Source organism: Catenuloplanes indicus, from assembly GCF_030813715.1.
GTDB lineage: Bacteria > Actinomycetota > Actinomycetes > Mycobacteriales > Micromonosporaceae > Catenuloplanes > Catenuloplanes indicus.
In genome coordinates, this window is the sequence record NZ_JAUSUZ010000001.1 from 5813237 (window position 1) to 5838916 (window position 25680).

23 protein-coding genes and 1 pseudogene are annotated in these 25680 nt (G+C 71.3%); 12 read left to right on the plus strand and 12 right to left on the minus strand.

Going from position 1 to position 25680, the window contains the following annotated elements:
* The first annotated feature begins 144 nt into the window (after positions 1-144).
* Positions 145-336, plus strand: a complete 192-nt coding sequence (locus J2S42_RS26330) for a hypothetical protein (RefSeq protein ID WP_307243249.1) — start codon at positions 145-147, stop codon at positions 334-336.
* Between the two features lie 42 nt (positions 337-378).
* Here J2S42_RS26330 and J2S42_RS26335 read toward each other — a convergent pair whose 3' ends face one another.
* The 5 genes from J2S42_RS26335 to J2S42_RS26355 are packed head-to-tail and all read right to left on the minus strand — an operon-like array spanning position 379 to position 4442.
* Positions 379-1305 (minus strand): sulfite exporter TauE/SafE family protein, encoded by a 927-nt coding sequence (locus J2S42_RS26335; RefSeq protein ID WP_307243250.1) that lies wholly within the window; start codon positions 1303-1305, stop codon positions 379-381.
* Positions 1306-1320: 15 nt separating this feature from the next.
* Positions 1321-1752, minus strand: a complete 432-nt coding sequence (locus tag J2S42_RS26340; RefSeq protein WP_307243252.1) for an RrF2 family transcriptional regulator — start codon at positions 1750-1752, stop codon at positions 1321-1323.
* A gap of 11 nt (positions 1753-1763) precedes the next feature.
* Positions 1764-2648, minus strand: coding sequence for an ABC transporter permease (locus tag J2S42_RS26345; RefSeq protein ID WP_307243254.1), 885 nt, complete (start codon positions 2646-2648; stop codon positions 1764-1766).
* Entirely contained in the window at positions 2638-3390 is a 753-nt protein-coding gene (locus J2S42_RS26350) for an ABC transporter ATP-binding protein (RefSeq protein WP_307243256.1), read from the minus strand. The genes J2S42_RS26345 and J2S42_RS26350 overlap by 11 nt, the downstream gene beginning before the upstream one ends.
* On the minus strand, positions 3387-4442 hold the full coding sequence (locus tag J2S42_RS26355; protein ID WP_307243258.1) for an ABC transporter substrate-binding protein: 1056 nt from the start codon (positions 4440-4442) through the stop codon (positions 3387-3389). The genes J2S42_RS26350 and J2S42_RS26355 overlap by 4 nt, the downstream gene beginning before the upstream one ends.
* A 315-nt stretch (positions 4443-4757) precedes the next feature.
* Here J2S42_RS26355 and J2S42_RS26360 point away from each other — a divergent pair, with 315 nt between their 5' ends.
* The 4 genes from J2S42_RS26360 to nudC are packed head-to-tail and all read left to right on the plus strand — an operon-like array spanning position 4758 to position 9082.
* Positions 4758-5465: an LLM class flavin-dependent oxidoreductase gene (locus J2S42_RS26360; protein ID WP_307249041.1), complete on the plus strand. Its 708-nt coding sequence runs from the start codon at positions 4758-4760 to the stop codon at positions 5463-5465.
* Between the two features lie 10 nt (positions 5466-5475).
* Positions 5476-6786 carry a M16 family metallopeptidase gene (locus tag J2S42_RS26365; protein WP_307243259.1) on the plus strand — a complete coding sequence of 437 codons (1311 nt, stop codon included), beginning with the start codon at positions 5476-5478 and terminating at the stop codon, positions 6784-6786.
* On the plus strand, positions 6783-8150 hold the full coding sequence (locus J2S42_RS26370; RefSeq protein ID WP_307243261.1) for a M16 family metallopeptidase: 1368 nt from the start codon (positions 6783-6785) through the stop codon (positions 8148-8150). The genes J2S42_RS26365 and J2S42_RS26370 overlap by 4 nt, the downstream gene beginning before the upstream one ends.
* The gene (gene nudC / locus J2S42_RS26375) at positions 8147-9082 is read left to right on the plus strand and encodes an NAD(+) diphosphatase (RefSeq protein WP_307243263.1); all 936 of its coding nucleotides are present in this window, start codon (positions 8147-8149) and stop codon (positions 9080-9082) included. The genes J2S42_RS26370 and nudC overlap by 4 nt, the downstream gene beginning before the upstream one ends.
* On the opposite strand, the pseudogene J2S42_RS26380 reads toward nudC, so the two are convergent.
* The 3 genes and pseudogenes from J2S42_RS26380 to J2S42_RS26390 all read right to left on the minus strand — a co-directional run bounded on the left by J2S42_RS26380 (position 9052) and on the right by J2S42_RS26390 (position 11097).
* A pseudogene (locus tag J2S42_RS26380) lies at positions 9052-9379 on the minus strand (hypothetical protein). The gene nudC and the pseudogene J2S42_RS26380 sit on opposite strands and share 31 nt — an antisense overlap.
* A gap of 348 nt (positions 9380-9727) precedes the next feature.
* Positions 9728-10672, minus strand: a complete 945-nt coding sequence (locus tag J2S42_RS26385) for a helix-turn-helix domain-containing protein (protein ID WP_307243265.1) — start codon at positions 10670-10672, stop codon at positions 9728-9730.
* 182 nt (positions 10673-10854) lie between these two features.
* Complete coding sequence (locus tag J2S42_RS26390; protein ID WP_307243267.1) at positions 10855-11097, minus strand: mycoredoxin; 243 nt, start codon at positions 11095-11097, stop codon at positions 10855-10857.
* A gap of 126 nt (positions 11098-11223) precedes the next feature.
* On the opposite strand from J2S42_RS26390, the gene J2S42_RS26395 reads away from it, so the two are divergent.
* The 3 genes from J2S42_RS26395 to J2S42_RS26405 all read left to right on the plus strand — a co-directional run bounded on the left by J2S42_RS26395 (position 11224) and on the right by J2S42_RS26405 (position 14399).
* Positions 11224-13356, plus strand: a complete 2133-nt coding sequence (locus J2S42_RS26395; protein ID WP_307243268.1) for an ATP-dependent DNA helicase UvrD2 — start codon at positions 11224-11226, stop codon at positions 13354-13356.
* 143 nt (positions 13357-13499) lie between these two features.
* Positions 13500-13868, plus strand: coding sequence for a hypothetical protein (locus J2S42_RS26400; RefSeq protein WP_307243270.1), 369 nt, complete (start codon positions 13500-13502; stop codon positions 13866-13868).
* Between the two features lie 165 nt (positions 13869-14033).
* Positions 14034-14399: a WhiB family transcriptional regulator gene (locus J2S42_RS26405; RefSeq protein WP_033340845.1), complete on the plus strand. Its 366-nt coding sequence runs from the start codon at positions 14034-14036 to the stop codon at positions 14397-14399.
* 290 nt (positions 14400-14689) lie between these two features.
* Here J2S42_RS26405 and J2S42_RS26410 read toward each other — a convergent pair whose 3' ends face one another.
* The 3 genes from J2S42_RS26410 to J2S42_RS26420 form a co-directional block, all read right to left on the minus strand.
* Entirely contained in the window at positions 14690-16036 is a 1347-nt protein-coding gene (locus J2S42_RS26410) for an ABC1 kinase family protein (protein WP_307243272.1), read from the minus strand.
* 4 nt (positions 16037-16040) lie between these two features.
* Positions 16041-17198 carry a hypothetical protein gene (locus J2S42_RS26415; RefSeq protein ID WP_307243274.1) on the minus strand — a complete coding sequence of 386 codons (1158 nt, stop codon included), beginning with the start codon at positions 17196-17198 and terminating at the stop codon, positions 16041-16043.
* A gap of 202 nt (positions 17199-17400) precedes the next feature.
* Positions 17401-17571 carry a DUF5679 domain-containing protein gene (locus tag J2S42_RS26420; RefSeq protein WP_306835039.1) on the minus strand — a complete coding sequence of 57 codons (171 nt, stop codon included), beginning with the start codon at positions 17569-17571 and terminating at the stop codon, positions 17401-17403.
* 440 nt (positions 17572-18011) lie between these two features.
* On the opposite strand from J2S42_RS26420, the gene J2S42_RS26425 reads away from it, so the two are divergent.
* Both J2S42_RS26425 and J2S42_RS26430 read left to right on the plus strand, forming a co-directional pair.
* Positions 18012-18542 carry a M48 metallopeptidase family protein gene (locus J2S42_RS26425; RefSeq protein WP_307243275.1) on the plus strand — a complete coding sequence of 177 codons (531 nt, stop codon included), beginning with the start codon at positions 18012-18014 and terminating at the stop codon, positions 18540-18542.
* Between the two features lie 922 nt (positions 18543-19464).
* Positions 19465-20061, plus strand: a complete 597-nt coding sequence (locus J2S42_RS26430) for a hypothetical protein (protein WP_307243277.1) — start codon at positions 19465-19467, stop codon at positions 20059-20061.
* An 8-nt stretch (positions 20062-20069) separates the two neighbouring features.
* On the opposite strand, the gene J2S42_RS26435 is transcribed toward J2S42_RS26430, so the two are convergent.
* Positions 20070-21335 (minus strand): zinc-dependent metalloprotease, encoded by a 1266-nt coding sequence (locus tag J2S42_RS26435; RefSeq protein WP_307243279.1) that lies wholly within the window; start codon positions 21333-21335, stop codon positions 20070-20072.
* 119 nt (positions 21336-21454) lie between these two features.
* Between J2S42_RS26435 and J2S42_RS26440 the strand changes: the two genes are divergently transcribed.
* Complete coding sequence (locus tag J2S42_RS26440) at positions 21455-22462, plus strand: YlbL family protein (protein WP_307243280.1); 1008 nt, start codon at positions 21455-21457, stop codon at positions 22460-22462.
* A gap of 157 nt (positions 22463-22619) precedes the next feature.
* Entirely contained in the window at positions 22620-25640 is a 3021-nt protein-coding gene (locus J2S42_RS26445) for a UPF0182 family membrane protein (RefSeq protein ID WP_307243282.1), read from the plus strand.
* Positions 25641-25680 lie beyond the last annotated feature (40 nt).

A 25680-nucleotide genomic window follows, 5' to 3' on the forward strand; every position in this document is an offset into this window, starting at 1 on the left:
TGCTGATGTAAGGGGCCGTACGGCCGAGGCGAAGCGTCCGATGGTCGACTGTGCATCGACCCTTGACACGACATGCTAGGCGCTCGGGCGAGACGTCGAGACATGTCGACCCGTCGTCGGACATACGCAAACGGGGGTTCTGCGGTGAGCAACGGAAAGGGCGGGATGGGGGAGATGGCGCTGGTCTTCACGCTGGCGCTGCTGGGAGTCGGGCTGGCGTCGCTGGCTGCGTTCCTGCCCTGGTACGAGTCGTCCGCCGTGGAGAGCGTGATAGTCGAGTTCCGGATCCCGTTCTTCGACGTGCCGGACGCGTCGGCCCAGGGCTCGGAGCCGTGAGGGTGCGGGGGCGGTCCGATCAGGACCGCCCCCGCGTCGTGCTCAGAGCGCCGCGGCCCGCTGCCTCTTCGCCGCGGCGTCGATCGCCTCGACGGTCTCCAGGTCGCGGTACGCCCGGTACTGCCGCCACGAGTAGGCGATCGCACCGGCCCAGATCAGGTAGATCGCCGCGTAGACCGGGTACCGCACCGCGTCCGGCGCGTCGATCCAGTCACTGCGCAGCAGCGACCGGGTGTTGGTCAGCACGATGATGCCGCCGACCGCCGCGCCCAGGATCCGCGGCGGGATGTGCCGGACCAGCCAGGCCGCGATCGGCGCCGCGATCACGCCGCCGATCAGCAGCGCCGCCACCCAGGCGAAGTCGATGTTCTCGCTGCCGATGCCGACCAGGAAACCGACGCTGGCCGCGATCGCCACGATGAACTCGCTGGTGTCGATCGAGCCGATCACCTTGCGCGGCTCCAGGCGCCCGCTGGCCAGGATCGCCGGTGTGCCGACCGGTCCCCAGCCACCGCCGCCGGTGGAGTCGACGAAGCCGCCGAACAGGCCGAGCGGCGTCAGGAACCGCTTGCGCAGCGGCTGGCCGAGCCGGCCCTTGGGCAGGCCCCAGGCGGTGAACCGGACCAGGATGTAGATGCCGAGCGCGAGCAGGATCAGCGCCATCACCGGCGCCGCGACCTCGGTGGAGAGACTGGACAGGAACGTCGCGCCGGCGAACGCGCCGACGCCGCCCGGTATGCCGATCTTCGCGACGACCCGCCAGTCGACGTTGCCGAACCGCCAGTGCGACGCGCCGGAGACCAGCGTGGTGCCGATCTCCGCCAGGTGCACGGTGGCGGACGCCGCGGCCGGGTTGGTGCCGATCGCGAGCAGGAGAGTGGTGGAGGTGACGCCGTACGCCATGCCGAGGCTGCCGTCGACGAGTTGCGCGCCCAGACCCACGAGGGCGAGCAGGATGAGTTTCCGCATGTGCCGCTCCGGTTCCTAGTTGGTTGTCGCTCCTAGCTCCTGGCGGGACCGGGACAGCAGGTCCGCCAGCGTGGCCGTGTCGACGACCTCCTCGATCGCCTCGTGCACGGCCAGCCAGACGTCGGTCAGGCCGGCCGCGACGCCGTGGTAGCCGGCGGCGTCCGCGGGCAGGCCGCGGACCATGGTCAGGGAGCCGCTCACCGCCCGCAGGACGTCGCCGACCGTGATCTCGTCCGCGGGGCGGGCCAGTGCGTACCCGCCCTCGACGCCTCGGTGGCTGTGCAGCAGCCCGGCCCGGCGCAGGTCCAGCAGGATGCCCTGGAGGAAGCTGAGCGGGATGTCCTGCGAGGTGGCGAGCGCGGCGGCCTTCACCAGCTCCCGGCCCCCCAGCTCGGCGATGACCAGCATCGCCCGGACGGCGTAGTCGCTGCGTGCCGAGACGTACATGGCGGTCCCCTTCAGCTGTTGCGGTCCAGCAGTCCCCAGCGGCGCCGGATGGCCCGGTCGGCGGCGCCGAACGCGGCGTCCGCCAGCAGGCCGAAGACCAGGATCGCGATCATGATCGAGATGAGCCGCTCGGTGTCGCTGAGCTCGCGGGCGTACTGCAGCTGCGCGCCGATCGACGTCTTGGTCGCGATCACCACGAGCAGCTCGCCGGCCATCAGGCTGCGCCAGGCGAACGCCCAGCCCTGCTTGAGACCGGCGACGATGGCCGGCAGCGCGGCCGGTGCGATGACGTACCGGTACAGGTTGATGCCGCGAGCGCCGATGTTGTGCCCGGCCCGGCGCAGCAGCGGCGGCACGTAGTCGATGCCGTGGATCACGCCGTTCGCCACCGAGGGCGCGGCGCCGAGCACCACCACGAAGAAGATCGCCTGCTCGCTGAGCTGGAAGAGCAGGATGGCCAGCGGGAACCAGGCGATCGACGGCATGGTCTGCAACGCGGTGATCATCGAGCCGAGCGCGGCCCGCAGGATCCGGCTGCTGGAGACCGCGAGGCCGAGCAGCAGCCCGGCCGCGACCGCGGCCGCGAAGCCGACACCGGCTCGCCGCGCGGTGGTGCCGACGCCGGACCAGAACGCCTCGGACCGCACGTAGTCCCATAGGTCCGGGAAGACCACCGCCGGGCCGGGCAGCGCCCACGGCTCCTTCCAACCGGACCAGACCACGGCCTGCCAGATCAGGATGGCCAGCGCGATCGCGGTGACCTTCGGCCAGGTCTGGAACCAGATCTTGCCGGCCCGGGACGGGCCCTTCTCCCGGCCGGCGATCTCCAGCGCGTCCAGGCCGGAGATCGCCTCGGTCTCCTGCTGCTTCGCCGAGCTGAGTGTGTCACTGGCCATGGCGGATGACCTCCTTGCGCAGGCGGTCGGTTACGTCGGCGGCGATCGCGGCGACCTCGGGCGCGTCGATGCGCCGCGGCCGGGGTGCGTCCACCGTGGTCTCGTGGATGATCCGGCCGGGCCGGCTGGAGAGCAGCACGATGCGGTCGGCCAGCCGGGCCGCCTCGCGCACGTTGTGCGTCACGAACAGCACGGTCAGCTCGCGCTCCAGGTAGATGCGTTCCAGCTCGTCGTGCAGGATGTCCCGGGTCATCGCGTCCAGCGCGCCGAACGGCTCGTCCATCAGCAGTACCGGCGTGTCCAGCGCGAGCGTGCGGGCCAGCGCGACCCGCTGCCGCATGCCGCCGGAGAGCTGGTGCGGCCGGTGCTTGCCGAAGTCGCCGAGGTGCACGGTGCGCAGCAGCTCCGCGACCTTCTCCTGACGCTGCGCCTTGCCCAGCTTGCGCAGCTTGAGCGGCAGCTCCACGTTCGCGCCGACGCTCAGCCAGGGGAAGAGCGCGGACTCCTGGAACATCAGGCCGGGCCGGGCGCCGCCGGCCACCTCGATCGAGCCGCCGGACGCGGTGTCCAGGCCGGCGACCAGGTTGAGCAGCGTGCTCTTGCCGCAGCCGGACGCGCCGACCAGGCAGACGAACTCGCCGGGCCGGACCGTCAGGCTGAGGCCGTCCAGCGCGAGGACGGCCTCACTTCCGCGACCGTAGACCTTGGTCACGTCCCGCAGAGCGACCTGTGTGCTGGTCACGGCTGCGGGACCTCGGCCTCACCGGCGGCCTTCAGGGCCTCGTTGAGGTACGACAGGTCGTAGAGACCCTTGAGGTCGACCGGCTTGGTGAGCTCCACCGCGACCGCGTGGTCCAGGCCGGCGGCCAGCGACGACGCGATCGGGTCGTTGGTGAACTCGATGGTCTTCCAGGCCTGCTCGATCAGCTCCAGGTCCAGCGGCTTACCGGTGATCTTGCCGATGTGGTCGGAGATCGCCTGCTGCGCGTCCGCCTCGTTCTTGTGCAGGTAGTCGTTCGACGCGACCTGGCCGGCCACCAGCGCCTTGACCACGTCCGGGTGCGCCTTGAGGAACTTCGTGCTGACGATCAGGTTGGTGATCACGAACTTGCCGTCCGGCCACAGGTCGCGCTCGTCGACGAGGACCTTGCCACCCGCGTTGACCAGGCGGGAGACGAACGGCTCCGGCACCCAGGCGCCCTGGATCGCGCCGCTGGCGAACGTCTCCAGCGTCTGCGCGTTCTCCTGCGGCACGATCGAGACGTCGCCGCCGCCCTCCTTGGTGGCGGTGAGCCCCTTCTCCTTCAGCCAGTACCGGAACGCCACGTCCTGCGTGTTGCCCAGCTGCGGCGTGGCGATCTTCTTGCCCTTGAGGTCCTCGACGCCGTTGATCTCCGGCTTGACCACCAGCGCGACGCCGCCGGACGCGGAGCCGGAGATCACCCGGACCGCCTCGCCGTTCGACTTCGAGTGCGCGTTGACGGTCGGGTTCGGCCCGATGTAGGTGGCGTCGATGGCGTCCGAGAACAGCGCCTCGACCGCGGCCGGCCCGGCGTTGAACGTCTTGGTCTCGAGCGTGACGTCGCTGCCGAGCTTGTCCTGGAAGATGCCCTTCTCCACGCCCACGACGGCGGAGGCGTGCGTGATGTTCGGGAAGTATCCGAGCCGTAGCGTGACCGGACCGCCGTCCGCGCCGGCGGCCTCGTCGGAGCCACCGCAGGCGGCGAGCGCGCCCACGGTGGCCGTGGCGAGTGCCACGGCGGCGGCCAGGGTTCGCAGCCGAAGAGAGCTCATCGAGATCCAATCCAGATATTGCCTACTTGTTTGATAGGAACAATCGATTCAGTGGGGGTTCCCGGTCAAGGTGACGTCCACATTCTGGGATCGTGCCTCACCCCTATAAACCTAGCGATGAGATAGGGAATTGTCCGGCCTGCGTCCATGCAGCCGGCGCCGCCGGACGTGGGCTGCTGGTGGCGGTGCGCGCCGGGTTCGCACTGCCCACGCTGGTCGTGAACCAGGCCGAGTCGTTCCAGACGATCTCCGGCGGGCGGCTCGCGCTCAATCACCGGCGGCGACCCGGCCGGGCAGCGCGCCTACGGCGACCTGCTGGGCCGTGACGCGCGAGATGCCCGTACCGGTGAGTTCCTCCAGATGTTGCGCTCGTCGCCGGCCGGTGGGCCGTTCGACTTCCACGGCGAGCACTACCGGGTCGAGCGCGGCGGGCTGCGGGCGCCGGCCGGCCCGGCACCGCCGATCTACTTCGGCGGCGCGTCGCCGGCCGCGCTCGAGGTCGACGCCCGGCATGCGGGCGCCTACCTGCTGTGGGGCGAGCCGGTCCCGGCCGTCGCCGCCCGGATCGTGCGGTTCAAGAACGAGGCCGGCCGTCCGGTACGGATCGGGCTGCGCGTCCACGTGATCACGCAAGCGATCGCGGACGAGGCGTGGGCCGAGGCCGCCCGGCTGCTCGCCGGCATGAGCCCGAAGCGGATCGCGGCCACCCAGACGCGCTTCGCCCGGATGGACTCGGTCGGCCAGGCCCGGATGGCGCGGCTGCACGGCGGCAGCACGGACGGCCTGACCGTCGCGCTGAACCTGTGGGCCGGCGTGGGCCTGGTCCGCGAGGGCGCCGGCACCGCGCTGGTCGGCTCGTACGACGAGGCCGCCGCGCGCCTGGACGACCACGCCGCGGCCGGCGTCGACGAGTTCGTCCTCTCCGCCTGGCCACACCTGGAGGAGGCGTCACGGGCCGGCCGGCACGTGCTCTCGCGCACCCGGGCGGGCGCGCTCACGGCCGTTTCCGCCGGAAAGCGCTAGTGTCGGCAGCGTGGCCCGGAGATCCAACAAAATAGCCGCGACGCGGTACCCGGTCGAGCGCCTGACGCTCGCCAACGGACTGCGCGTCGTCCTGGCCCCCGACCGCAGCGCACCCGTGGTCGGCGTGGCCGTCGTCTACGACGTGGGCATCCGCTCCGAACCGGAAGGGCGCACCGGCTTCGCGCACCTTTTCGAGCACCTGATGTTCCAGGGCTCGGCGAACCTGGAGAAACTGGCGCACTTCCGGCACGTGCAGGGCTCGGGTGGCACGTTCAACGGTTCCACCCACCTGGACTACACGGACTACTTCGAGGTGCTGCCGAGCAACGCGCTGGAGCGCGCGCTCTTCCTCGAGGCGGACCGGATGCGCGGCCCCCGTCTCACCGAGGAGAACCTGCGCAACCAGGTCGACGTGGTCAAGGAGGAGATCCGGGTCAACGTGCTGAACCAGCCGTACGGCGGGTTCCCCTGGCTGACGCTGCCGCCGGTCATGTTCGACACGTTCCCGAACGCGCACGACGGCTACGGGTCGTTCACCGATCTGGAGAGCGCCACCGTCGCGGACGCGGCCGACTTCTTCGAGCGGTACTACGCGAACGGCAACGCGGTGCTCTCGGTGGCCGGCGACTTCGACGTGGCCGAGGCGACCGCGCTGGTCGAGCGGCACTTCGGCAGCGTGCCGGCCCGCCCCGCCCCGGTGCGGCCGTCGTTCGACGAGCCGGACCTGACCGCGGAGCGCCGCCAGTCGTACACGGACCGGCTCGCGCCGCTGCCCGCGGTCGCGGCGGCCTGGCGGGTGCCGGACCCGATCACCGACTTCGCCGGCTACCTGCCGTACGTGGTGCTCGCCGAGGTGCTGACCGACGGTGACGCATCCCGGCTGGTCGAGCGCCTGGTGCTGAAGGATCGCTCGGTCACCAGCGTCGGCGGTTACCTCGGGTTCATGGGCGAGCCGTTCGAGGTGCGCGACCCCACCGCGCTGCTGCTCCAGGCGCACCTGCCACCCGGCGGCGACACGGACAAGCTGCTGCGCAGCGTCGACGAGGAGCTGGACCGGCTGGCCCAGGACGGCCTGGCCGCGGGCGAGCTGGCCCGGACCCAGGCGCGGATGGTCACCCACCTGCTCCGGGACACGGACGCGGTGCTCAGCCGTACCCTCCGGATGGCGGTCCTGGAACAGCAACGTGGCGAGCCGGGGCTGCTCAACCAGCTGCCGGTGCTGCTCGGCGAGGTCACCGAGGAGCAGATCCGGGCGGCCGCGGCCACCCTCCGGCCGGAGCGCCGGGCCACCGTCGAGGTCATCCCGGGAGCGGCGCGATGAGTCCTGCCAAGGTCAAGCCGGTGAAGGTCCCCGAGCTGGTCACCACGCTGCCCGGCCTGGGCCCGACCACGAAGCTGCAGCTGCCGAAGGAGGCCGAGGCCACGCTGCCGAACGGGCTCACCGTGATCGCGATCCGGCGGCCGTCCGTGCCGCTGGTCGAGGTCCGGCTGCGCATCCCGTTCGGCAGGGCGCACCCGGCCCGCGCCGCCATGCTCGCCCAGACGCTGCTCTCCGGCACCGACACGATGTCCTCCGTGGAGATCGCGGCCGAGCTGCAGACGGTCGGCGGCGCGCTGAGCGCGGGCGTCGACCCGGACCGGCTGATCCTCGCCGGAAACGGCCTGGTCGGCGGCCTGGAGCGGATTCTGGAGCTGCTCGGCGAGGTGCTCACCGCAGCGCGCTACCCGGCCGAGGAGGTGGCCACCGAGCGCGCCCGCCTGGTCGACCACATCCAGGTCGCGCAGAGCCAGCCGCAGCACATCGCCCGCACCGCACTGCTCAAGCGGATCTACGGGCGGCATCCGTACGCGAACCAGCTGCCCGAGCCGGAGCAGGTCAGGGCGATCCGCCCGGCCCAACTGCGCGCGCTGCACTCCGAGCGGGTCCGGCCGGCCGGTGCCACGCTGGTGCTGGTCGGCGACATTCAGCCGGCCAAGGCGATCGACACCGCGGAGCAGATCCTCGGCGGGTGGGCGATCGGCGGCGACGTGCCGGCCACGAAGTGGGCCGTGCCACCCGTACCGGCGCTGGCGCCCGGTGCCCTGATGGTCGTCGACCGGCCGGACTCGGTGCAGTCGTCGCTGCGGATGGCGCTGCCCGCGGTGCCGCGGACGCATCCGGACCACGCCGCGCTGATGATCGCCAACCTGATCTTCGGTGGCTACTTCTCGTCCCGCTGGGTGGAGAACATCCGGGAGGACAAGGGCTACACCTACGGGCCGCACTCCGCGATCGAGCACCTGGTCGCCGGCTCCTCGCTGACCGTCGCGGCGGACGTGGCCACCGAGGTCACCGGCCCGGCGATGCTGGAGACGCTCTACGAGCTGGGCCGGATCGCCAGCCTGCCGCCGGCCGAGGACGAGCTGGAACAGGCCCGGCAGTACGCGCTCGGCAGCCTCCGGCTCGGCGTCGCCACCCAGGCCGGGCTGGCCGGGCTCGCCACCACGTACGCCGGCTCCGGCCTGCGGCTGAACCACCTGGCCGAGCACTCCGCCCGGCTCGCGGCGGTCACCATGGACGAGGTGTTCGCCGCCGCGACGACCTACCTCGCCCCGGCCCGCGCGGTCACCGTCGTGCTCGGCGACGCCGCCCGGATCGAAGCGCCGCTCGCGGCCCTGACCCCGATCGAGAAAGCACAACCGTGACGCACGAACGCCCGGGCCCGCCGCTGGCCCGGACCACGCTGGACCGCTCCGCCCACCGGCGGCGCGACACCGAATGGCTGGCCGCGGCCTGGGAACGGGCCCGGGTGCTCGTGCTCGACACCCGCTCCGGCGGGCGCACGCTGATCACCGACGACGGCCGGCTGCTGCTGTTCACGCCGGAGAGCGCGCCGGCCGTACCGCCGGAGTCCCGTCTCTTCCTCGGCGAGGAGCCGGATGGCGGGCCGGTGTTCGCGGTCGACGCGCCGCTGCCCACGGTCGCCGGCGCGCGGCCGGCGAATCTGCGCGACGTGGGCCACCGGCTCGACGACCGCGACGCCGGGCTGATGACCACCGCGCTGGCGCTGGCGAACTGGCACGCGGCCTACGGTTTCTCACCGGTCAGCGGCGGTGCAACCAGCGCGCACGAGGCCGGGTGGAGCCGGATCGACGCGGGCGGCAAGCAGGTCTGGCCGCGCACCGACCCCGCCATGATCGTGCTGGTGCACGACGGCGTGGCCGGGCCGGACGGCCGCTGCCTGCTGGGCAACAACGCGGCCTGGACCGGCACGGCCGACATCCGGCGGTTCTCCTGCCTGGCCGGGTACGTCGAGCCGGGCGAGTCGGCCGAGGCCGCGGTGATCCGCGAGGTGGCGGAGGAGGTCGGGCTGCCGATCGCCGGCATCAGCTACGTCGCCAGTCAGCCGTGGCCGTTCCCGGCGTCGCTGATGCTCGGGTTCACCGCGACCGCGGACCCGGCGCTGCCGGTCACGGTGGACCCGGAGGAGATCGTGGAGGCGCGCTGGTTCACCCGGCGCGAGATCCGCACCGTGCTCGACGGCGGTGAGGTGCGCACGCACGACGGGCTGCGCGTCGGCCTGCCGATGGGCGCGTCCATCGCGCACTACCTGATCGCGAACTGGGCGGCGGAGTAGCGGCCGGCCCGATCATCGGGCCTCGTCGGGCAGCGGCTCCAGATCGCGGGCCTGCCAGCCGCGCGGATCACCGACCCTAATGATCTTCACGCGCTGGCGGCCGGACCGCACCGAGCCCATCGCGGACAGCGCTCGCGCGAGGTCCAGCGCGGCCGACCGGTCCTGCGCCAGCACGGTCTGCCGCCGCGGCTCCGGCGTGGTCCGCTCGTCGCGCACCGACCCGCCGTCGGCCCAGACGGACTCCATCGAGTCCGTCTCCACCGGCCGGATATCGGTGCGGACGATCAGATAGCGCATGATCCACTCCCCAGCGACGCCGTGACCCTCGGTAGTGGTCGGGGTGCAATTCCCACCTAAGTGGAAAGTGCGTCGGTCCACCACGGACATGTTCACGGCAGCTATTCGGGCCCGGCAAGCACGGAGATTTCCCGGCGGGCCGGTGCCACCCGATCGAGTGAAGGCCGATCACGGTACGTGACCTCGTCACCGTGCGTGCGTCGCCGCGCCCACGCGCGGCGGCGTGGGTCCTGGTGCCGGGACCGATGCCCGCGGGAGCATGCCCCTGCCGCCGCCCCGGCTCCCACCCCCGAACCGGCGTGAACACCGAACTCCGCCGGAAGCGGGGTGCCGGAATGGGATCAGCTCTTACGAGGACAGGTGCTGGTCCGGAGCGCGGCGCTGGGCCGGGGGCCGAACCGTGGCGTGCAGCGTCTCCGCCGCCTCGATGAGCCACTGCATGGAGTCCTCCGGGGAGAGTGCCGCGTCCCGGAGCCAGTCGTAGACGGTGGCGTAATGGCGGACCTCGTCGGCCTCGTTGACGAACATGTCGCGTTCCAGCGTCTCGACCGCAACCGTCTCCGGGTCCTGCGGGTCGGCGAAGCGGTAGATCGAGAAGCTGGTGTGGGCGAGGTACCAGTTCGCCACCGTGGCGGTGCGGGGCAGCACCCGGATCGTGACGTTCGGCAGCGCGCCGACCCGGCGCAGATGGGCGGCCTGGCCACGAAGAATGTCCGGCGGTCCGCCGCGGCCGGTGAGCGCGGTCTCCTCCAGCACGGCGTCGTAGCGGGGCGCGTCGTGGCGGCGGGTGAGCAGCGCCTGGCGGGCGATCCGGGCGTGGATCTGGTTCTCCAGACCGTCCGGGCTGAGGCCGTCGACCGCGGGGCTGGCCAGCGGATGTGCGGAGACCAGGCGGAGCCGGGCGTACTCCGGGGTCTGGAGCAGGCCGGGCACGTAGGACGGCGCGTACTCCCGGATGTCGACGCAACCGGCCTCCAGCTCGGCCCAGTCGCGCTGCTGCGGCGTCATCACCGGGTAGGCGCGCAGCCAGGCCCGGGTGTTGCCGGCGTCCCGGGTGACCGCGATCAGCTCGTCCCGGGACTCCCCGTCGACACCGTAGAGATCCAGCAGGTCGAGCACGTCACCGAGGTCGGGGCGGCTGCGGCCGTTCTCCAGACGGGAGAGCTTGGAGGCGGAGGCCCAGCCGATCCGCTCGATGACCTGGTCTCCGGTGAGGCCGGCGGTCTCGCGCAACCGGCGCAGCGCCTGTCCGAGCCGGCGTCGCCGCACTATCGGGCTCGGAGCAGGGGACACCGCAACCTCCACGCGTCAGTCTTTGGTTTCGCCACCGCCCATTATGAACCGCTTCATTGATGCGCGGGGGTACGAGTGACACTAATGCCCGAGGCGCAGATCAATAGAAATCAGGCATTCTGCCGAACAAATACGGCCGCCGATCGTAATTGATCACGATCGGCGGCCGGGTATGCGCGTTCTCAGGCGGCGAGTTCGGCGAGATGGGCCTTCACCTGGACGATGGACGGATTGGTCAGTGCCGATCCGTCAGCGAAGCGCAACGTGGGTACGGTCTGGTTCCCACCGTTGACGCTCATCACGAACGCCGCCGCGTCGTCGTCCGCCTCGATGTCCACCACCTCGTAGCCGATGCCCGCGCGGTCGAGCTGCGACTTCAGGCGATGGCAGTAGCCGCACCAGCTCGTCGAGTACATGGTCAACATCGCAGCTTCTCTCCCCTATGACAGACAGTGATGACCCGATCATCGTCCCCAACCAGGGTTGATGTGCGGATAATCCCGCGCCCGGCGTGAGGTTTCCCGCCGTGCGATGACCTAGGCTCGGACGCCGTGGGTGGCAGCGTCATATCCGGGCTCGACCCGGACCAGCTCAGGGCGGTGACCGCTCCGGCCGGGCCGGTCTGCATCCTGGCCGGTGCCGGCACCGGCAAGACGCGGGCCGTCACCCACCGGATCGCGCACCGCGTCCTGTCCGCGGAGATCTCCGCCCGGCACGTGCTGGCGGTCACGTTCACCGCGCGGGCCGCCGCGGAGATGCGCGCCCGGCTGGCCGTGCTCGGCGTACCCGGCGTGCAGGCCCGCACGTTCCACGCGGCCGCGCTGCGCCAGGTCCGCTACTTCGCGCCGCGGATCCTGGACGGCCGGGCGATGCCGCAGTTGCTGGAGAGCAAGGCGCGGCTGGTCACGCTGGCCGCCGGGCGGGCCGGGGTGCGCGCGGACCGGATCGTCGCGCGCGACCTGGCCGGTGAGATCGAGTGGGCCAAGTCGTCGCTGGTCGAGCCGGGGGAGTACCCGGTCGCCGCGGTGAAGGCCACCCGGGAGCCGCCGCTGGCCCCGGAGAAGGTCGCCGCGGTGTTCGCCGAGTACGAGCGGCTCAAGCGCTCGCAGGGCGTGATCGACTTTGAGGACATGCTGCGCGCCGCGGTCTGGGGCATCGAGGAGCACGCGGACGTGGCCGAGGAGATCCGGTCGCAGTACCGGCACTTCGTGGTCGACGAGTACCAGGACGTGAACCCGCTGCAGCAGCGCCTGCTGGACGCGTGGCTCGGCGGCCGGGACGACCTGACCGTGGTCGGCGACGCGAGCCAGACGATCTACTCGTTCACCGGCGCCACCTCGTCGTACCTGATCGACTTCGCCCGCCGGTTCCGCGGCGCCACCGTGGTCCGGCTGACCCGTGACTACCGGTCCACGCCGCAGGTGGTCGGCCTGGCCAACGCCGTGATCTCGGCGGCCCGGGGTGCGGAGGCACGGCTGCGGCTGGAACTGGTCGGCCAGCGCGCACCGGGGCCGGAGCCGGAGCTGCGGATCTTCGCGGACGAGCCGGACGAGGCGGCCGCGGTGGCCCGCCGCTGCGTCGAGTTGATCCGGGCGGGCACGCCAGCCCGCGAGATCGCGGTGCTGTTCCGGACGAACGCGCAGTCCGAGGCGTACGAGGCGGCGTTCACCGACGCGCACGTGCCGTACGTGGTGCAGGGCGCGGAACGGTTCTTCGAACGCACCGAGATTCGCCAGGCGATGATCGCGCTGCGCGCCGCGACCCGGTCCACGCCGTCCGGCACGCCGCTGCGGGCCGCCGTGGTGGACGCGCTCGCCGCGACCGGCTGGACGCCGGACTCGCCCCCGCCGGGCGGCGCGGCCCGGGAGCGGTGGGAGGCGCTGGCCGCGCTGGTGCAGCTGGCGGTGGACTTCGCGGCGGTTCCGGAGATCCAGCCGATCGGCGAGGGCGGCGCGGTGCAGCGGGACGCCACGCTGGCCGGTTTCAACGACGAACTGGCCCGGCGCGCGGCGCAGCAGCACGCGCCCGCGCTGGAGGGCGTCACGCTCGCGTCGCTGCACTCGGCCAAGGGCTTGGAGTGGGACGCGGTGTTCCTGGTCGGGCTGGCCGACGGAACGCTGCCCACCTCGTACGCGCGCACGCCGGAGGCGCTGGAGGAGGAGCGCCGGCTGCTCTACGTCGGTGTGACCCGAGCCCGGCACTGGCTGTGGCTCTCCTACGGGCAGAGCCGGTCGCCGGGCGGGCGGCCGCGACGGCCGTGCCGGTTCATGCCGCGCTTCGAGAAACCGGCCTCCGCTGCCACGTCCCTGGAGAAGCCGAGTCAGAAACCCGACCGCAGACGCGTCCCGATCGCGTCGTGCCGGGTCTGCGGCGCCACGCTGCTGGCCGGTGCGGACCGCAAGCTGGGCCGCTGTCCGGGCTGCCCGAGCGACCTCGACGAGGACCTCTACGACCGGCTGGTGGACTGGCGTGCGCGGGTCGCCGGAGGCCAGAAAGTCCCTGCATACGTGGTGTTGACGGACGCCACGCTGGTGGCCCTGGCGGAGCGCCGCCCGAGCCGGGCCGAGCAGCTGCTGGAGATCGCCGGGATCGGCCCGCGCAAGCAGCGGCTGTACGGCGCGTCGGTGATGGCGCTGATCGGCGGCGCGACCGTCGATGAAGTGACCGCCCAAAAAAACTTCTGAGAACCCGCATTAATTCGTTTGCCCTCTCGCGTAGGAGGGGCATAGCCTCAGATCACACCTCACCGAGCGCGGGTCTTCTTGCTGCTCGGACGGGGTGGAAACCGTATTCGTCAACGGCTAGTCGGAGAGAGAAGGTGACCCCCGTGGAGATCTACACGATGCTGCAGATCCCATCGATGTCCCCTGCCCTCCTGTTGTCCGTTGCCGGTCCGGTCCGGTCCTCGTCCGTGGCGACGCATGTGTCGCCGTGGCAGGTCCGGTCGATCATGTCCGACGTCCCGCAGGTGGATCAGGTCCGCACCCTGGCCGAACTCCGGGTGCAAGACGGCCTGCAGCAGGCGTATGGCGAGATCGAGCTCCAGGGGACCGGTGTGTCCCCGGTGAGCGGCAACGAGTCCCTCAAGGGCCGCAGTGGCTCTACGGGAAGCAACGGGATCACGGGCAACAAGGGCATGTCGAAGCGAGCCTTCGGCGGTGCCCGCGGTGTTCCACCTCGAGGAAGGCCGGTCTGACTCGATCAGACCAACCGGCTCACCTCGAGGCCGCGGAACCCGCTACCGGGATCCGCGGCCTTCGTCATTTTCGAAGCCCGCACACCGGGTTCGGAAATGACTCCGACCCCGACCGAAGTCGGAAAGCGATCTACGAGATCGAAGCGAGAGAGAGGTGACCGGGCGATGAGTCTGGCCCTTGCCGTGCTCGACACGAACGTCGAGCTGGAGGCAAACCTGCCCTGCCGGAAGTTCGACCCCGACCTGTGGTTCTCGGACGTCCCGGCCGAACTCGAGCTGGCGAAGTCGCTCTGCGGGGACTGCCCGCTGCGTGCCGCCTGCCTGAGCGGCGCCGTGGACCGTGCGGAGCCGTGGGGCGTCTGGGGCGGCGAGATCTTCGAGCGTGGCGCGGTCGTTCCGCGCAAGCGGCCCCGTGGCCGTCCGCGCAAGGAGGACGCCGCGCGCGACGCCGAACTGCGCACCGAGGTCGAGGCGCGGATGGCGGCCAACGAGCTGGCCGAGACCCGCAGCAACGTCCGGCTGGCGGCCTGACATGCACCCGATCAACGTCGACGCCGGTTACCTGCCGGCGATGCAACTCGAGATGAATCCCGGAATCACCGCTTCCCTGAACGGAGCCGGCAAGATGCAACTACTTCACGAAGCGCTGTCGAGGGTACGAATGCGATCGCCTCAGTCCGCCATCCGGAGCACTGAGGCACCTCGATCCGCACGTCGCGTCGCGATGGAGGCCCGTCAGCGGGCCGCCCGCGAACTGCGCGGATAACCCCTTGTCCGACGCCCCCGGCCGTTCGCGGCCGGGGGCTTCTCCGTCTTCGTCGTCATGCGGAGAAGCCGGGTAGCCACTCCTCGACGATGCCGCGGTAGCGCGCCCGCGCCTCCAGCTGGGACAGCACGCCGATCGAGCCCATCGTCACCCGGTGCAGCAGCAGGTACGACGGCGGCAGGTTCAGGTGCCGACTGAGCTGGTAGGCCGGGCTCTTCGGACTGCCCAGCCGGACCGCCTCGCCGCGCAACCAGGCCCTGGTGAACTGGAACTCCTCCTCGACCACCGGCGCGAGCATGGGCAGCAGGAACTCAAGCAGTCCGGCCGCGTCCAGGTGGTCGTCGTCCGGCTTGACGAAGCCCTCCTCGACCAGCCCGGCCAGCACCGCGTCCGCGTCGCCGGCCAGCGCCAGCGCCAGCAGCCGGCCGACCGGCTCGGGCAGGCCGTCCGGCAGCCGGGCCACCGCGCCGAAGTCGATCACGCCGAGGCGGCCGTCCGGCAGGATCCGGAAGTTCCCCGGGTGCGGGTCGGCGTGCAGCAGGCCGCAGCGCCGCGGCGCGGAGAAGTGCAGCACGGCCATCAGGCGGCCGGCCTCGTCGCGCTCCTCCTGCGTACCACCGGCGATGACCTCGGACAGCGGGGTGCCGTCGATCCACTCGGTGACCAGCAGATGCGGCGTGGCCCGGATGACCTCGGGGACGTAGACGTCGGGATCGTCCGCGTACCCCGCGTGGAAGGCTCGCTGGGTCTCCGCCTCCAGCTCGTAGTCCAGCTCCTCGGTGATCCGCTCGCGCAGCTCGGCGATTAGCGGCTTCACGTCGATGCCGGGCTGGATCGCGCGGAACATGCCGGCCAGCCGGGACAGCTGCTTCAGGTCGCTCAGCAGCGCGTCACCCGCGCCCGGGTACTGGATCTTCACGGCGACCGTGCGGTCCGGCACCCGCTTGCGGCCCCGGCCCGGAGGTGGCGAGCGCCACACCGCGCGGTGCACCTGTCCGATGCTGGCCGCCGCGGCCGGGACGTCGTCGAACTCGGCGAAATTGGCCCGCCAGTCCTCGCCCAGCTCGGCCGCGAGCACCCGGTGCACGCTGGCGGCCGGCAGCGGGGGAGCGGCCTCCTGCAGCTTGGTCAGCGCCTGACGGTACGGCCCGGCCAGCTCGTCCGGCAGCGCGGCCTCGAACACCGACAGCGCCTGCCCGAACTTCATCGCGCCGCCCTTGAGCTGCCCGAGCACGCTGAACAGCTGCTCGGCGGTGCGCTGCTGGATCTCGGCGGAGATCACGTCGGAGGCCATGCCGGTGACGCGCTTCCCCAGCCCCAGCACCGTCCGGCCGGCGAAGCCGAGCGGGAGGCTGGCGAGCTTGGCAGTGCGAGCGGCCGCCCGTCGGGGGATATCGGTCACCAGATCATTGTGCCTGGCCATCTGTGAAGGTGCCGGGCCGGAAGCGAGGAGATCGGCGATGCCGGCGCCCGCAGTCGCACGACGGATGCTGCGTCCAGCGCCGTCGACGCATCCGGGACGGGCCGGCGATCTCGGTCGCGGCGCCGACCGTCTCCGGAATCCCGCCGTCCAGGTGGGCCAGCACCTGCTCGGCAGCGTAGGCCGCGGCGGCCAGCACGGTGGCGGCCCCACCGGCCGGCGGGTCGTCACCCGGGCGCGGTACCAGCTGCGCGGCGAGCGCGGGCCAGGCCGGGTCGCGGTCGCGCCGGTGCAGGTCGAGGCAGCGCAGGCAGGGCACGCCCGCGGCCGGCACCAGCGGGCCGATGACCATGGTGCCGTCGCGCGCGCCGACCAGCAGGTGTGCCTGCCGGCGCTGCGCGAAGCCGGCGGCGAGGACCGGGGCGGGACGGTCGAGGCCGAGCTGGATCACGAGCGTGGCCCGGCCGCGCGGCACCGGGCCGGTCCGCACGTCCGGCGCGACGCGGGCGATCGCGGCCCGTACCGCGCGGGCCCGGCCTCCGCCCGCGGTGACCGCGCCGGTCCGGCCCTCGTGCTCGACGGCGGTGCCGGGCCGGTGGTCGTCGTCGACGACCGCGCCGCCGGCGCGGTCGCTGGCGAGCACCGGGCCGGTCAGGTCGGCGTGGACGCGGCCAACGCCGGCTTGCGCGAGCGCGACCGCGATCGGCCCGGCGGCCGGGCCCGGACCGGTGATCGCGACGCCGGCCGCGTATCTGCGGCGCAGCACGCGGGCCGGGTTGTCCACAGGCGCGGCGTCACCCAGCGCGATCGAGGCGGCCTCGCCGGACAGCCGGGAGCGGATCTCCGCGGTCAGCCGGGCGGGCAGGAAATGGTGTGCGCCGAACAGCAGACCGGCCTCGTGCAGCACGGTCAGCAGCGCCCGCGCCTCTTCCTCGGTGAGGCCCAGCCGGTGTGCGTGCCGCAGCAGCGTGCTCTCCGACCTGGTGCCGTCCACCAGGTCGAGCAGCTCACCGACGGCACTCGGGGCCGGGGCCAGCACGATGCCGCGGCGGGTGCCGGTGCCGAGCTGCAGCGTGGTCTCGTCCCGCCAGGCCCGGGTCAGCCCGGGAATCAGCATCGGACGGTACGGCGGTGACTCGGCCATGGGTGACACAGTGTCACGCTCGGCCGGACATCCCCCGAGTTATCCACAGGACCGCACGGTTGTGCACCCTGTTATCCACAGGATCCGGGGCGTTATCCACAGCCCTTCGTTATTACTCAACGTGTTCGAACCGTCGCGGTAACGGCTGTGTCCGAGAAAAGCTGAGGGGCGGCCGGAGCCGCCCCTGCTGAAGCGTGCCGCGTCAGGCCTTGTTGGCCTTGCCGAGGATGCGGTTCATCGTCGTACCGCAGACCGGGCACTTGCCCTTGGCCATGTTCATCCCCGTCTTGGACACCTCCACGGAGCCCTCGAAGTCGCGCTTCTCCTTGCACTTCACGCAGTACCCGTTGTACGACTGGGTCTTGGTGGCCACGTGCCCCTCCTAGTTCGGTGACCGGCTTTGCCGCGCCCCGGTGTTCCCGGCGCGGCGACCTATCGGCGCCGGCTGTTCCATGCGACCGCCGCCGTGGGTCTCGGTCCTCGCGGACCCGTACCCAGCTGCGGTCGATTCCATGTCCGGCGCGTACGCCGAGGTGGAGTCTGCCCGCCGAATTGCCCCGTTTTGGGCAGGTTCGCGCGGACACGCCGGAGAAGCTTTGCCCCCCGTCCACCTCGGTGATCAAAAGGGTCCACCCCCGATGCTCAACCGCCGAAACCGGCGGGTAGTCTCGCTGTCGCGACAAATTTTTTTCGGACTTCAAGCCCGAAAGTGTATTTTTCGGGCGGGGCTCACCCGGATGGCTCTTGCGAACCCCTGGCCTCCAGGGATTAGCGTGCCGATGTGAACGGAACCCGGGGCTCCGCGGGCCGGTAATGGCTGCTACGCGGAAGCCGGTCGTCGAGGTGCGGCGCAGTCAGCGTCGTCGCCGGACGGTGTCCGCCTACCGGGACGGCGAACGCGTGGTCGTCCTCATCCCCGACCAGTTCTCCCGCGCCGAGGAGACCGAGTGGGTCGACAGGATGCTCGCCCGCCTCGCCGCCCGTGAGGAACGCCTCCTCCGCACCGACGCCGAACTGCTCGCCCGCGCCCGCCGCCTGATCACCCGCTACCTCGACGACCACCGCGACCAGGTCCTCCCGGACAGCGTCCGCTGGGTCACCAACCAGAACGGCCGCTGGGGCTCCTGCACCCCCGCCGACCGCACCATCCGCATCTCCCATCGCATCCAGGAAATGCCGGAGTGGGTCATCGACTACGTGCTGCTCCACGAACTGGTGCACCTCGTCGTGCCGAGTCACAATGCCCGCTTCTGGCACCTGGTCGGCCGCTACCCACGCACGGAACGGGCGCGGGGCTACCTTGAGGGCATCTCCGCGGCAACCGGCATGGTCCTGGACGATTAGAAATCCTTTTCCCGCCGGGTGAGTGTTCCGCCCGCGCTCGCGGCTTTGCGCGGTGGCCGGGCCGCCCTATGAGCGCAGGGCGGCGGCTGCCGCGGGATGCGTTGGATGGCCGCTCCGGCGGGGACGCCGCCCTTGTGGTCGGACCGGCGCCGCCCTCGCGGGCGGGTCGACGCCGGCGTTCGTGCGCTGGACCGGTCGGCTGCCGGACGGCCAACGGCTGCCTGATGCCCGCGGCCGGGTCATGCGTGCCGGTCGCGTTGGCGGAAAGGCCGCTCCGTGGGTGGACCGCGCCCGGGCTCGGCTCGGGTGCTGGCTCGGCCAGGTGGGCGAGAACGTCGGTGGGCGCTCCGCGCCCGAAATCTCGGCTCGATTCACCCGGCGCCATCAGATGATCACCGTCAATGTCGATCTCATGCGGGTGGCGGAGTATGCGGGGGTGGTTCGGAGGAGTGCGGTTCCGCAGCGGCTGAGGCTGGCTCCCTCACGCGGTGGAACAGCGGTGGCGCACGGGCTGGTGGCACGTGAGCAGCTGCGTTCAGGCGCGTGGCGGCGCCTGTTTCACGGGGTCTGTGTCGAGGCGGCGAGCTGTGCGGCCGGTGATCATCGGATGTGGTGCGAGGCGCCGACTTTGCTGCTGCCGCGGGGCGCAGCGATCAGCGACCAGTGCCGCGTTTCTCCGGGGCACGACCAAGCCTCGCGGAGATGACCCGGTGATCGTCACGCTGGCGCACGGCCGGCGGCTGCGGGCACGGCCTCGGCTGAGTGGCTCCTCCGGTGGTGGCCGGCCTGGGCGCGTCGACCGGTTCGCGCGGCGTCCACCGTTCGCGCGGTGGGGGCCGGCTTGCGCGGTGGTGGCCGGCCTGGCGGCGGTGACCGCATGTGGGGAACCGGGTAGGGGGCGGGGGCGGGATAGCGTGGGGGGATGACGCGGCGGGTGGCGGTGGCGGTGTTGGTGGCGGTGAGGTGGGCGCCGCCGGGGGTGGAGTTGGGGAAGTGGCGAGCGGCGCTTGCGGAGGATGTGGTGGATCTGCTGCGTGGGCTGGCGGTGGTGGATGCGGCGATCGCGGTGACGGCGGCGGACCGGGGTCTGGCGGACGGGATCCGGTGGCCGGGGATGCCGGTTTACGAAGTGGAGAGGCTGGACGCGCGCGGCATTTTCGCGGCGGCGTCGGCGGACGGGTATGAGCAGGCCGCGCTGGTGGCCGGGGATGCGCCGAATCTGCCGGGGCTGACCGTGGGGAAGTTGCTGCGGCCGCTCAGCAGCCGGCCGGTGGCGGTGGCGCGGGCGGACGGCGGGCGAGGGCTGGTCGGGGTCGCGGCGAATCTGCCCGTACCGGCGTGGTTGCCGGATTTTGATCTTGAGGATGGGGACCCGGCGGTGTTACGGCGGGCGGCGGAGCGGCCGGAGCAGGTGGGGGCGGCACCGGAGTGGCGGCGGATGCGGACGCCGGATGATCTGCACGCGCTGGATCCGGCCGTGGAGGGCTGGGACGTGACCCGGGCCCTCCTCGGCGGCTGAGACCTAGGCTAGGACTTCTCGGGGCCGGGATCCGCGTCGGACGGCGGCTCGTCGACGCTGGGCAGATCGTCCAGTTCGGCGATGTCGAAGTCGAGCTGGGAGCGGGCGAAGACCTCCGGGTGGGCGAAGTCGTCGTCCGTGGGGAGCAGGTCGGGGTGGCTCCAGATCGCGTCCCGGCCGGCGACGCCACGGTGCTCGGTGAGCGTGGCCCACAGCGTGCTGGCCTCGCGGAGGCGGCGGGGGCGCAGCTCCAGGCCGACCAGCGCGGCGAACGTCTGCTCGGCGGGGCCACCGGCGGCACGGCGGCGCCGGAACGCCTCGCCGAGCCGGACCACGTTGGGCAGGCGGTCCGCGACGGCGGAGTCGACCACGTGGCAGACCCAGCCCTCGACCAGCGCGAGCGCGGTCTCCAGGCGGTTGAGCGTGGCCTTCTGCTGCGGCGTGTCCTCCGGGCTGAAGATGCCCTCCAGCGCCATCGCCTGCATCGACTCCGGGTTGGCCGGGTCGATGCGGCCCATCGCCTCCTCGATCGCCTCGCGGTTGACCGTGATGCCGGCCGCGTACGACTCGACGGCCCCGAGCACGTGTGCGCGCAGCCACGGGACGTGCTCGAAGAGGCGCTGGTGGGCGGCCTCGCGGAGCGCGACGTAGAGCCGGACCTCGTCCTCGGGGAGCTCGAGGCCCTTGCCGTACGCCGTGATGTTGGCCGGGACCAGCGCGGCCATGCCGGCCGGGCCGAGCGGGAGGCCGATGTCACCGGCGGAGAGCACCTCGCCCGCGAGCGAGCCGAGCGCCTGCCCGAGCTGGCCGCCGAAGAGCGCGCCGCCGAGCGTGGCGACCATCGACTGCATCGGGCCGAGCTGGGCGCGTGCCTCCTCGGGCACCAGGTCGCCCATGGCCGAGACCATCCGCCCGGCGACCGGGTCGCAGAGCTTCTTCCAGACGTCCAGCGTCCGGTTCACCCACTCGGTGCGGTTCCACGCGACGGCGGTGCGGATGCCGGAGGGCAGCGCGGAGGCCGGGTTGAGCCACAGGTCGGCGAGCTGCAGCGCCTCGGTGACCGAGTTGCGCTCGAACGGCGTGAGCGACGAGTCCCCGCTCGCGGCGAGCTGGCTCAGCGCGACCTGCTTGGCCAGATCCCAGTTCACCGGGCCGTTGCCGGGCGACGCGAGGAGCTGTTGCAGCTGCGCCATGAACTGCTGCATCTGCTGCGGGTCGTTGGGGTCGGGCGGCTGTGCGCCCGGCAGGGCGAAACCGAACGGGATGTCAGGCACGTCCTCAACGGTACGCGCGCCGGGGGAGTTCCGGCCGCTCCCGGCCTTGCGCTCATAGCGAATCGGTACCGGATGCACAGGAAACGAACAGCCACGCCGCGATGGGTACGCTCAGCGGCATGAAACGTCGTGGCTTCACGGTCCTTGCCGGTGCGCTCATCACCTTCGTGCTGACCATGGCGGCCGTGTACGCCCCGATCCCGTACGTGATCCTCAAGCCCGGCCCGACCGTCGACACGCTCGGCAAGGACAAGGACGCCGAGATCATCCAGATCTCCGGCACCGAGACGTCCACCTCGGCCGGCCAGCTGCGCCTGACCACGGTCGGCGTCCAGCCCGAGCCGAACCTGGTGAGCGCGATTCTGGGCTGGTTCGACGGCACCGAGGCGGTCGTGCCGCGCGAGCTGATCTACCCGCCGGACGAGACCGAGGAGCAGGTCGACCAGCGCAACGCGGAGGAGTTCCAGGCGTCGCAGACCACGGCGGAGACGGCCGCGCTGCGCGAGCTGGGCCTGCCGATCCTGGTCACCGTGGCGAAGGTCGCGGCGGACGGCCCGTCCACCGGCAAGCTCCAGGAGGGCGACGTGATCTCCGCGGTGGACGGCACCGCGGTCGAGTCCGCGCCGGCGCTGACCGACCTGGTCCGGGCGAAGCCGGCCGGGACCCTGCGCACGCTGGACGTGACCCGGTCCGGCCAGAAGATCGCGGTGCAGATCACCACGCAGGAGATGGACGGGCAGCCGCGGATCGGCGTGGAGATCCAGGAGAAGCCGCCGTTCACGCTGGAGATCAAGCTGGACGAGATCGGCGGGCCGAGCGCCGGCCTGATGTTCACGCTCGGGATCATCGACAAGCTCACGCCGGAGGACCTGACCGGCGGCAAGGTCGTCGCCGGCACCGGCACCATCGACGGCGACGGCAACGTCGGCGAGATCGGCGGCATCCCGCAGAAGCTGGTCGGCGCGAAGCGGGCCGGCGCACAGGTGTTCCTCGTCCCCGAGGGCAACTGCGCGGAGGCGAAGCAGAACGCGGTGGACGGGCTGCCCATGTACCGAGTGGCCACGCTCGATGACGCGCTGTCCGCGCTGGAGGCGATGCGTGCCGGCCGTACCCCCGAGCTTTGCTGAGTTTTTCCTGTAAGAACGCCGTTTGTGAGATCAGAACGTGAGCGAGGCGCGTGACGACTCCTGTGACCACAAGCCGTAGTCTTGTGCGTGTAATCGAGACAACTCCGGCCGGAAGGCACCGGCTGGCGCAGGACCTATAGCGGGCGGAGAACCAACCGTGGTAGTGCGAAATAGTCCCCTACCGAGGATGAGCCGGCGTGGCCGTGCGACCATCGGCGTCCTGATCGGGGTGTTCGTCCTGTTCACCCTGCTCGGCTGGGGCGTCGATGCCTGGACCGACTGGTTGTGGTTCGACGAGGTCGCGTTCACGCAGGTCTTCACCGGCAAGCTGATCACCCAGCTGTTGCTCTTCCTGACGGTCGGTGCGGCCATGGCCGTGATCGTCGGTGGCAACCTCTACCTGGCGTTCCGGCTGCGCCCGATGCTGCGGCCGCCGTCCGCCGAGCAGGCCACGCTGGAGCGGTACCGGATGGTGCTGACGCCGCGGGTCGGCACCTGGATCGCGGTGCTGTCCGTCGTCGTCGGCCTGTTCGCCGGTCTGTCCGCGCAGAGCCGCTGGCAGGACTGGCTGCTGTTCCGCAACGCGCAGCCGTTCGGCGTCGCCGACCCCGAGTTCGGTGTGGACATCGGCTTCTACGTCTTCGAGTTCCCGTTCTGGCGCTATCTGCTCGGCGCCGGCTTCACCGCCGTGGTGCTGTCCGTGATCGGTGCGCTCGCCGTGCACTACATCTTCGGCGGCGTCCGGCTGCAGGGCATCGGCGACCGCATGACCACCGCGGCCCGCGCCCACCTGACCACGCTCGTCGCGATCTTCGTGCTGCTCAAGGCGGTCGCGTACGTGCTGGACCGGCGCGCGCTGCTGCTCAACTACAACAACGGCACCGATCTGTACGGCGCCGGCTACGCGGACATCAACGCGCTGCTGCCGGCCAAGGAGATCCTGGCGTACATCTCGATCGTGGTGGCCATCGCGATCATCGTGTTCTCCAACGCGGTGATGCGGAACCTCACCTGGCCCGGCGTCTCGCTGGCGCTGCTCGGCATCTCCGCGGTCGCGATCGGCGGCATCTACCCCTGGGCGGTGCAGACCTTCGAGGTCAACCCGAGCATCCGGGACAAGGAAGCGGAGTACATCCAGCGCAGCATCAACGCTACCCGGGACGCGTTCGGCGTGGCGGCCAGCGACGTGAAGGGCTTCGGGGCGAACAATCTGACCCCGCCGCCGGAGCTGACCAGCGACTCGGCCGTCGTGCCGAACATCCGGCTCCTCGACCCGCAGCTGGTCTCCGAGACGTACACGCAGCTCCAGCAGGTGCGCGGTTTCTACGACTTCGGTGCGAAGCTGGACATCGACCGGTACGAGGTGGACGGCAAGAGCCAGGACTACGTGGTCGGCGTCCGTGAGATCAACTACAGCGAGCTGACCGACCAGCAGAACAACTGGATCAACCGCCACACCGTCTACACCCACGGGTACGGGCTGGTGGCCGCGCCGGCGAACCGGGTGGTCTGCAACGGCCAGCCGTACTTCGTCTCCGGCTTCCTGAACGAGGCCCAGACGGACCCGGCGCAGGCCCAGCAGCAGCAGGAGTGCAACTCCAACGAAGAGCTGATCAAGGTCGACCAGCCGCGCGTCTACTACGGCGAGCAGACCCGTGAGGAGGCCAACGACTACGCGATCGTCGGCTCCACCTCGCCGGACGACCGTGCCGAGTTCGACCGGCCCGGCGCCAACAACACGGACACGTACTACACGTACACCGGCTCCGGCGGCATCCCGATCGGCTCGCTCACCCGGCGCCTGCTCTACGCGGTGAAGAACGCGGAGACGAACTTCCTGCTCTCCGACGCGGTCAACGACAACTCGCGGCTGATGTACGTACGTGACCCGCGCTCCCGGGTGGAGAAGGTCGCGCCGTTCCTCACCATCGACGGCGACCCGTACCCGTCCGTGGTGGACGGCAAGATCGTCTGGATCCTGGACGGCTACACGACGTCCGCGACGTACCCGTACTCGCAGCGGATCAACCTGCAGACCGAGACCGAGGACGCCACCACCGGCGTCGGCGCGTTCGCGCTGGCCGGGCAGGACGTCAACTACATGCGCAACTCGGTCAAGGCGACCGTCGACGCGTACGACGGCACGGTCACGCTCTACGAGTTCGACACGCAGGACCCGGTGCTCAAGGCGTGGAACAAGGCGTTCGGCGGCGACCTGGTCAAGCCGAAGTCGGAGATCCCCGCCGCGCTCGCCGAGCACCTGCGCTACCCGGTCGACCTGTTCAAGGTGCAGCGGAACCTGCTCTCCAAGTTCCACGTGACCGACCCGGGCGGCTACTTCACCGGTGACGACTTCTGGGCCGTGCCGAACACGCCGGGTCAGTCCGACTCGCAGACCAAGCAGCCGCCGTACTACCTCAACACCCAGCTCGGTGAGCAGCAGCAGACGACGTTCCAGCTCACCGCCGCGCTCAGCCCGGCCAAACGGCAGAACCTCGCCTCGATCATGTCCGGCTGGTACGACGAGGCCGGCAACCCGCAACTGCAGGTGCTCGAACTACCCGACTCCACGCCCGTGCTCGGCCCGGAACAGGTCTTCCAGCGGATGACCACGGAAGGCGACGCGCGAACCGCGATCAGCCAGCTGACCGCGGACGGGGCGGCCCGGATCGACTACGGCAACCTGCTGTCGCTGCCGTTCGGCGACGGCATACTGTACGTCGAGCCGATCTACGTGCAGAGCAACGACGAGAACGCGTACCCGCTGCTCCAGAGGGTGTTGCTGTCCTACGGAGACGGTAAGTACGTGGTGCTCGCGAACAGCATCACCGAGGGCATCAACACGCTGGTCGACCGGGCGCGGCGCGGGCAGACCTCGCCGCCGTCCACGCCGCCGGGCTCCAGCGGCGGCACACCGGCCACCCCGGCGCCGACCGGGTCCGCGAGCCCGGCGGCACCGGCCACACCGACGCCGAACGCGACACCGTCCGCACCGGCCGGCAACGTCAGCCTCGACCAGGCCGCGCAGCGCGTCCAGGACGCGATCACCGAGGTCCGGGCGGCACAGCAGTCCGGCGACTTCGAGCGGTACGGCCGGGCGCTGACCCAGCTCGACGCGGCCATGAAGGAGTGGGACGCGGCGCAGCGAGCCGCCACCACGCCCAGCCCACAGGGCTGATCTCCGCAACGCAAAACGGCCCCCGGCGTACGGGCGGATT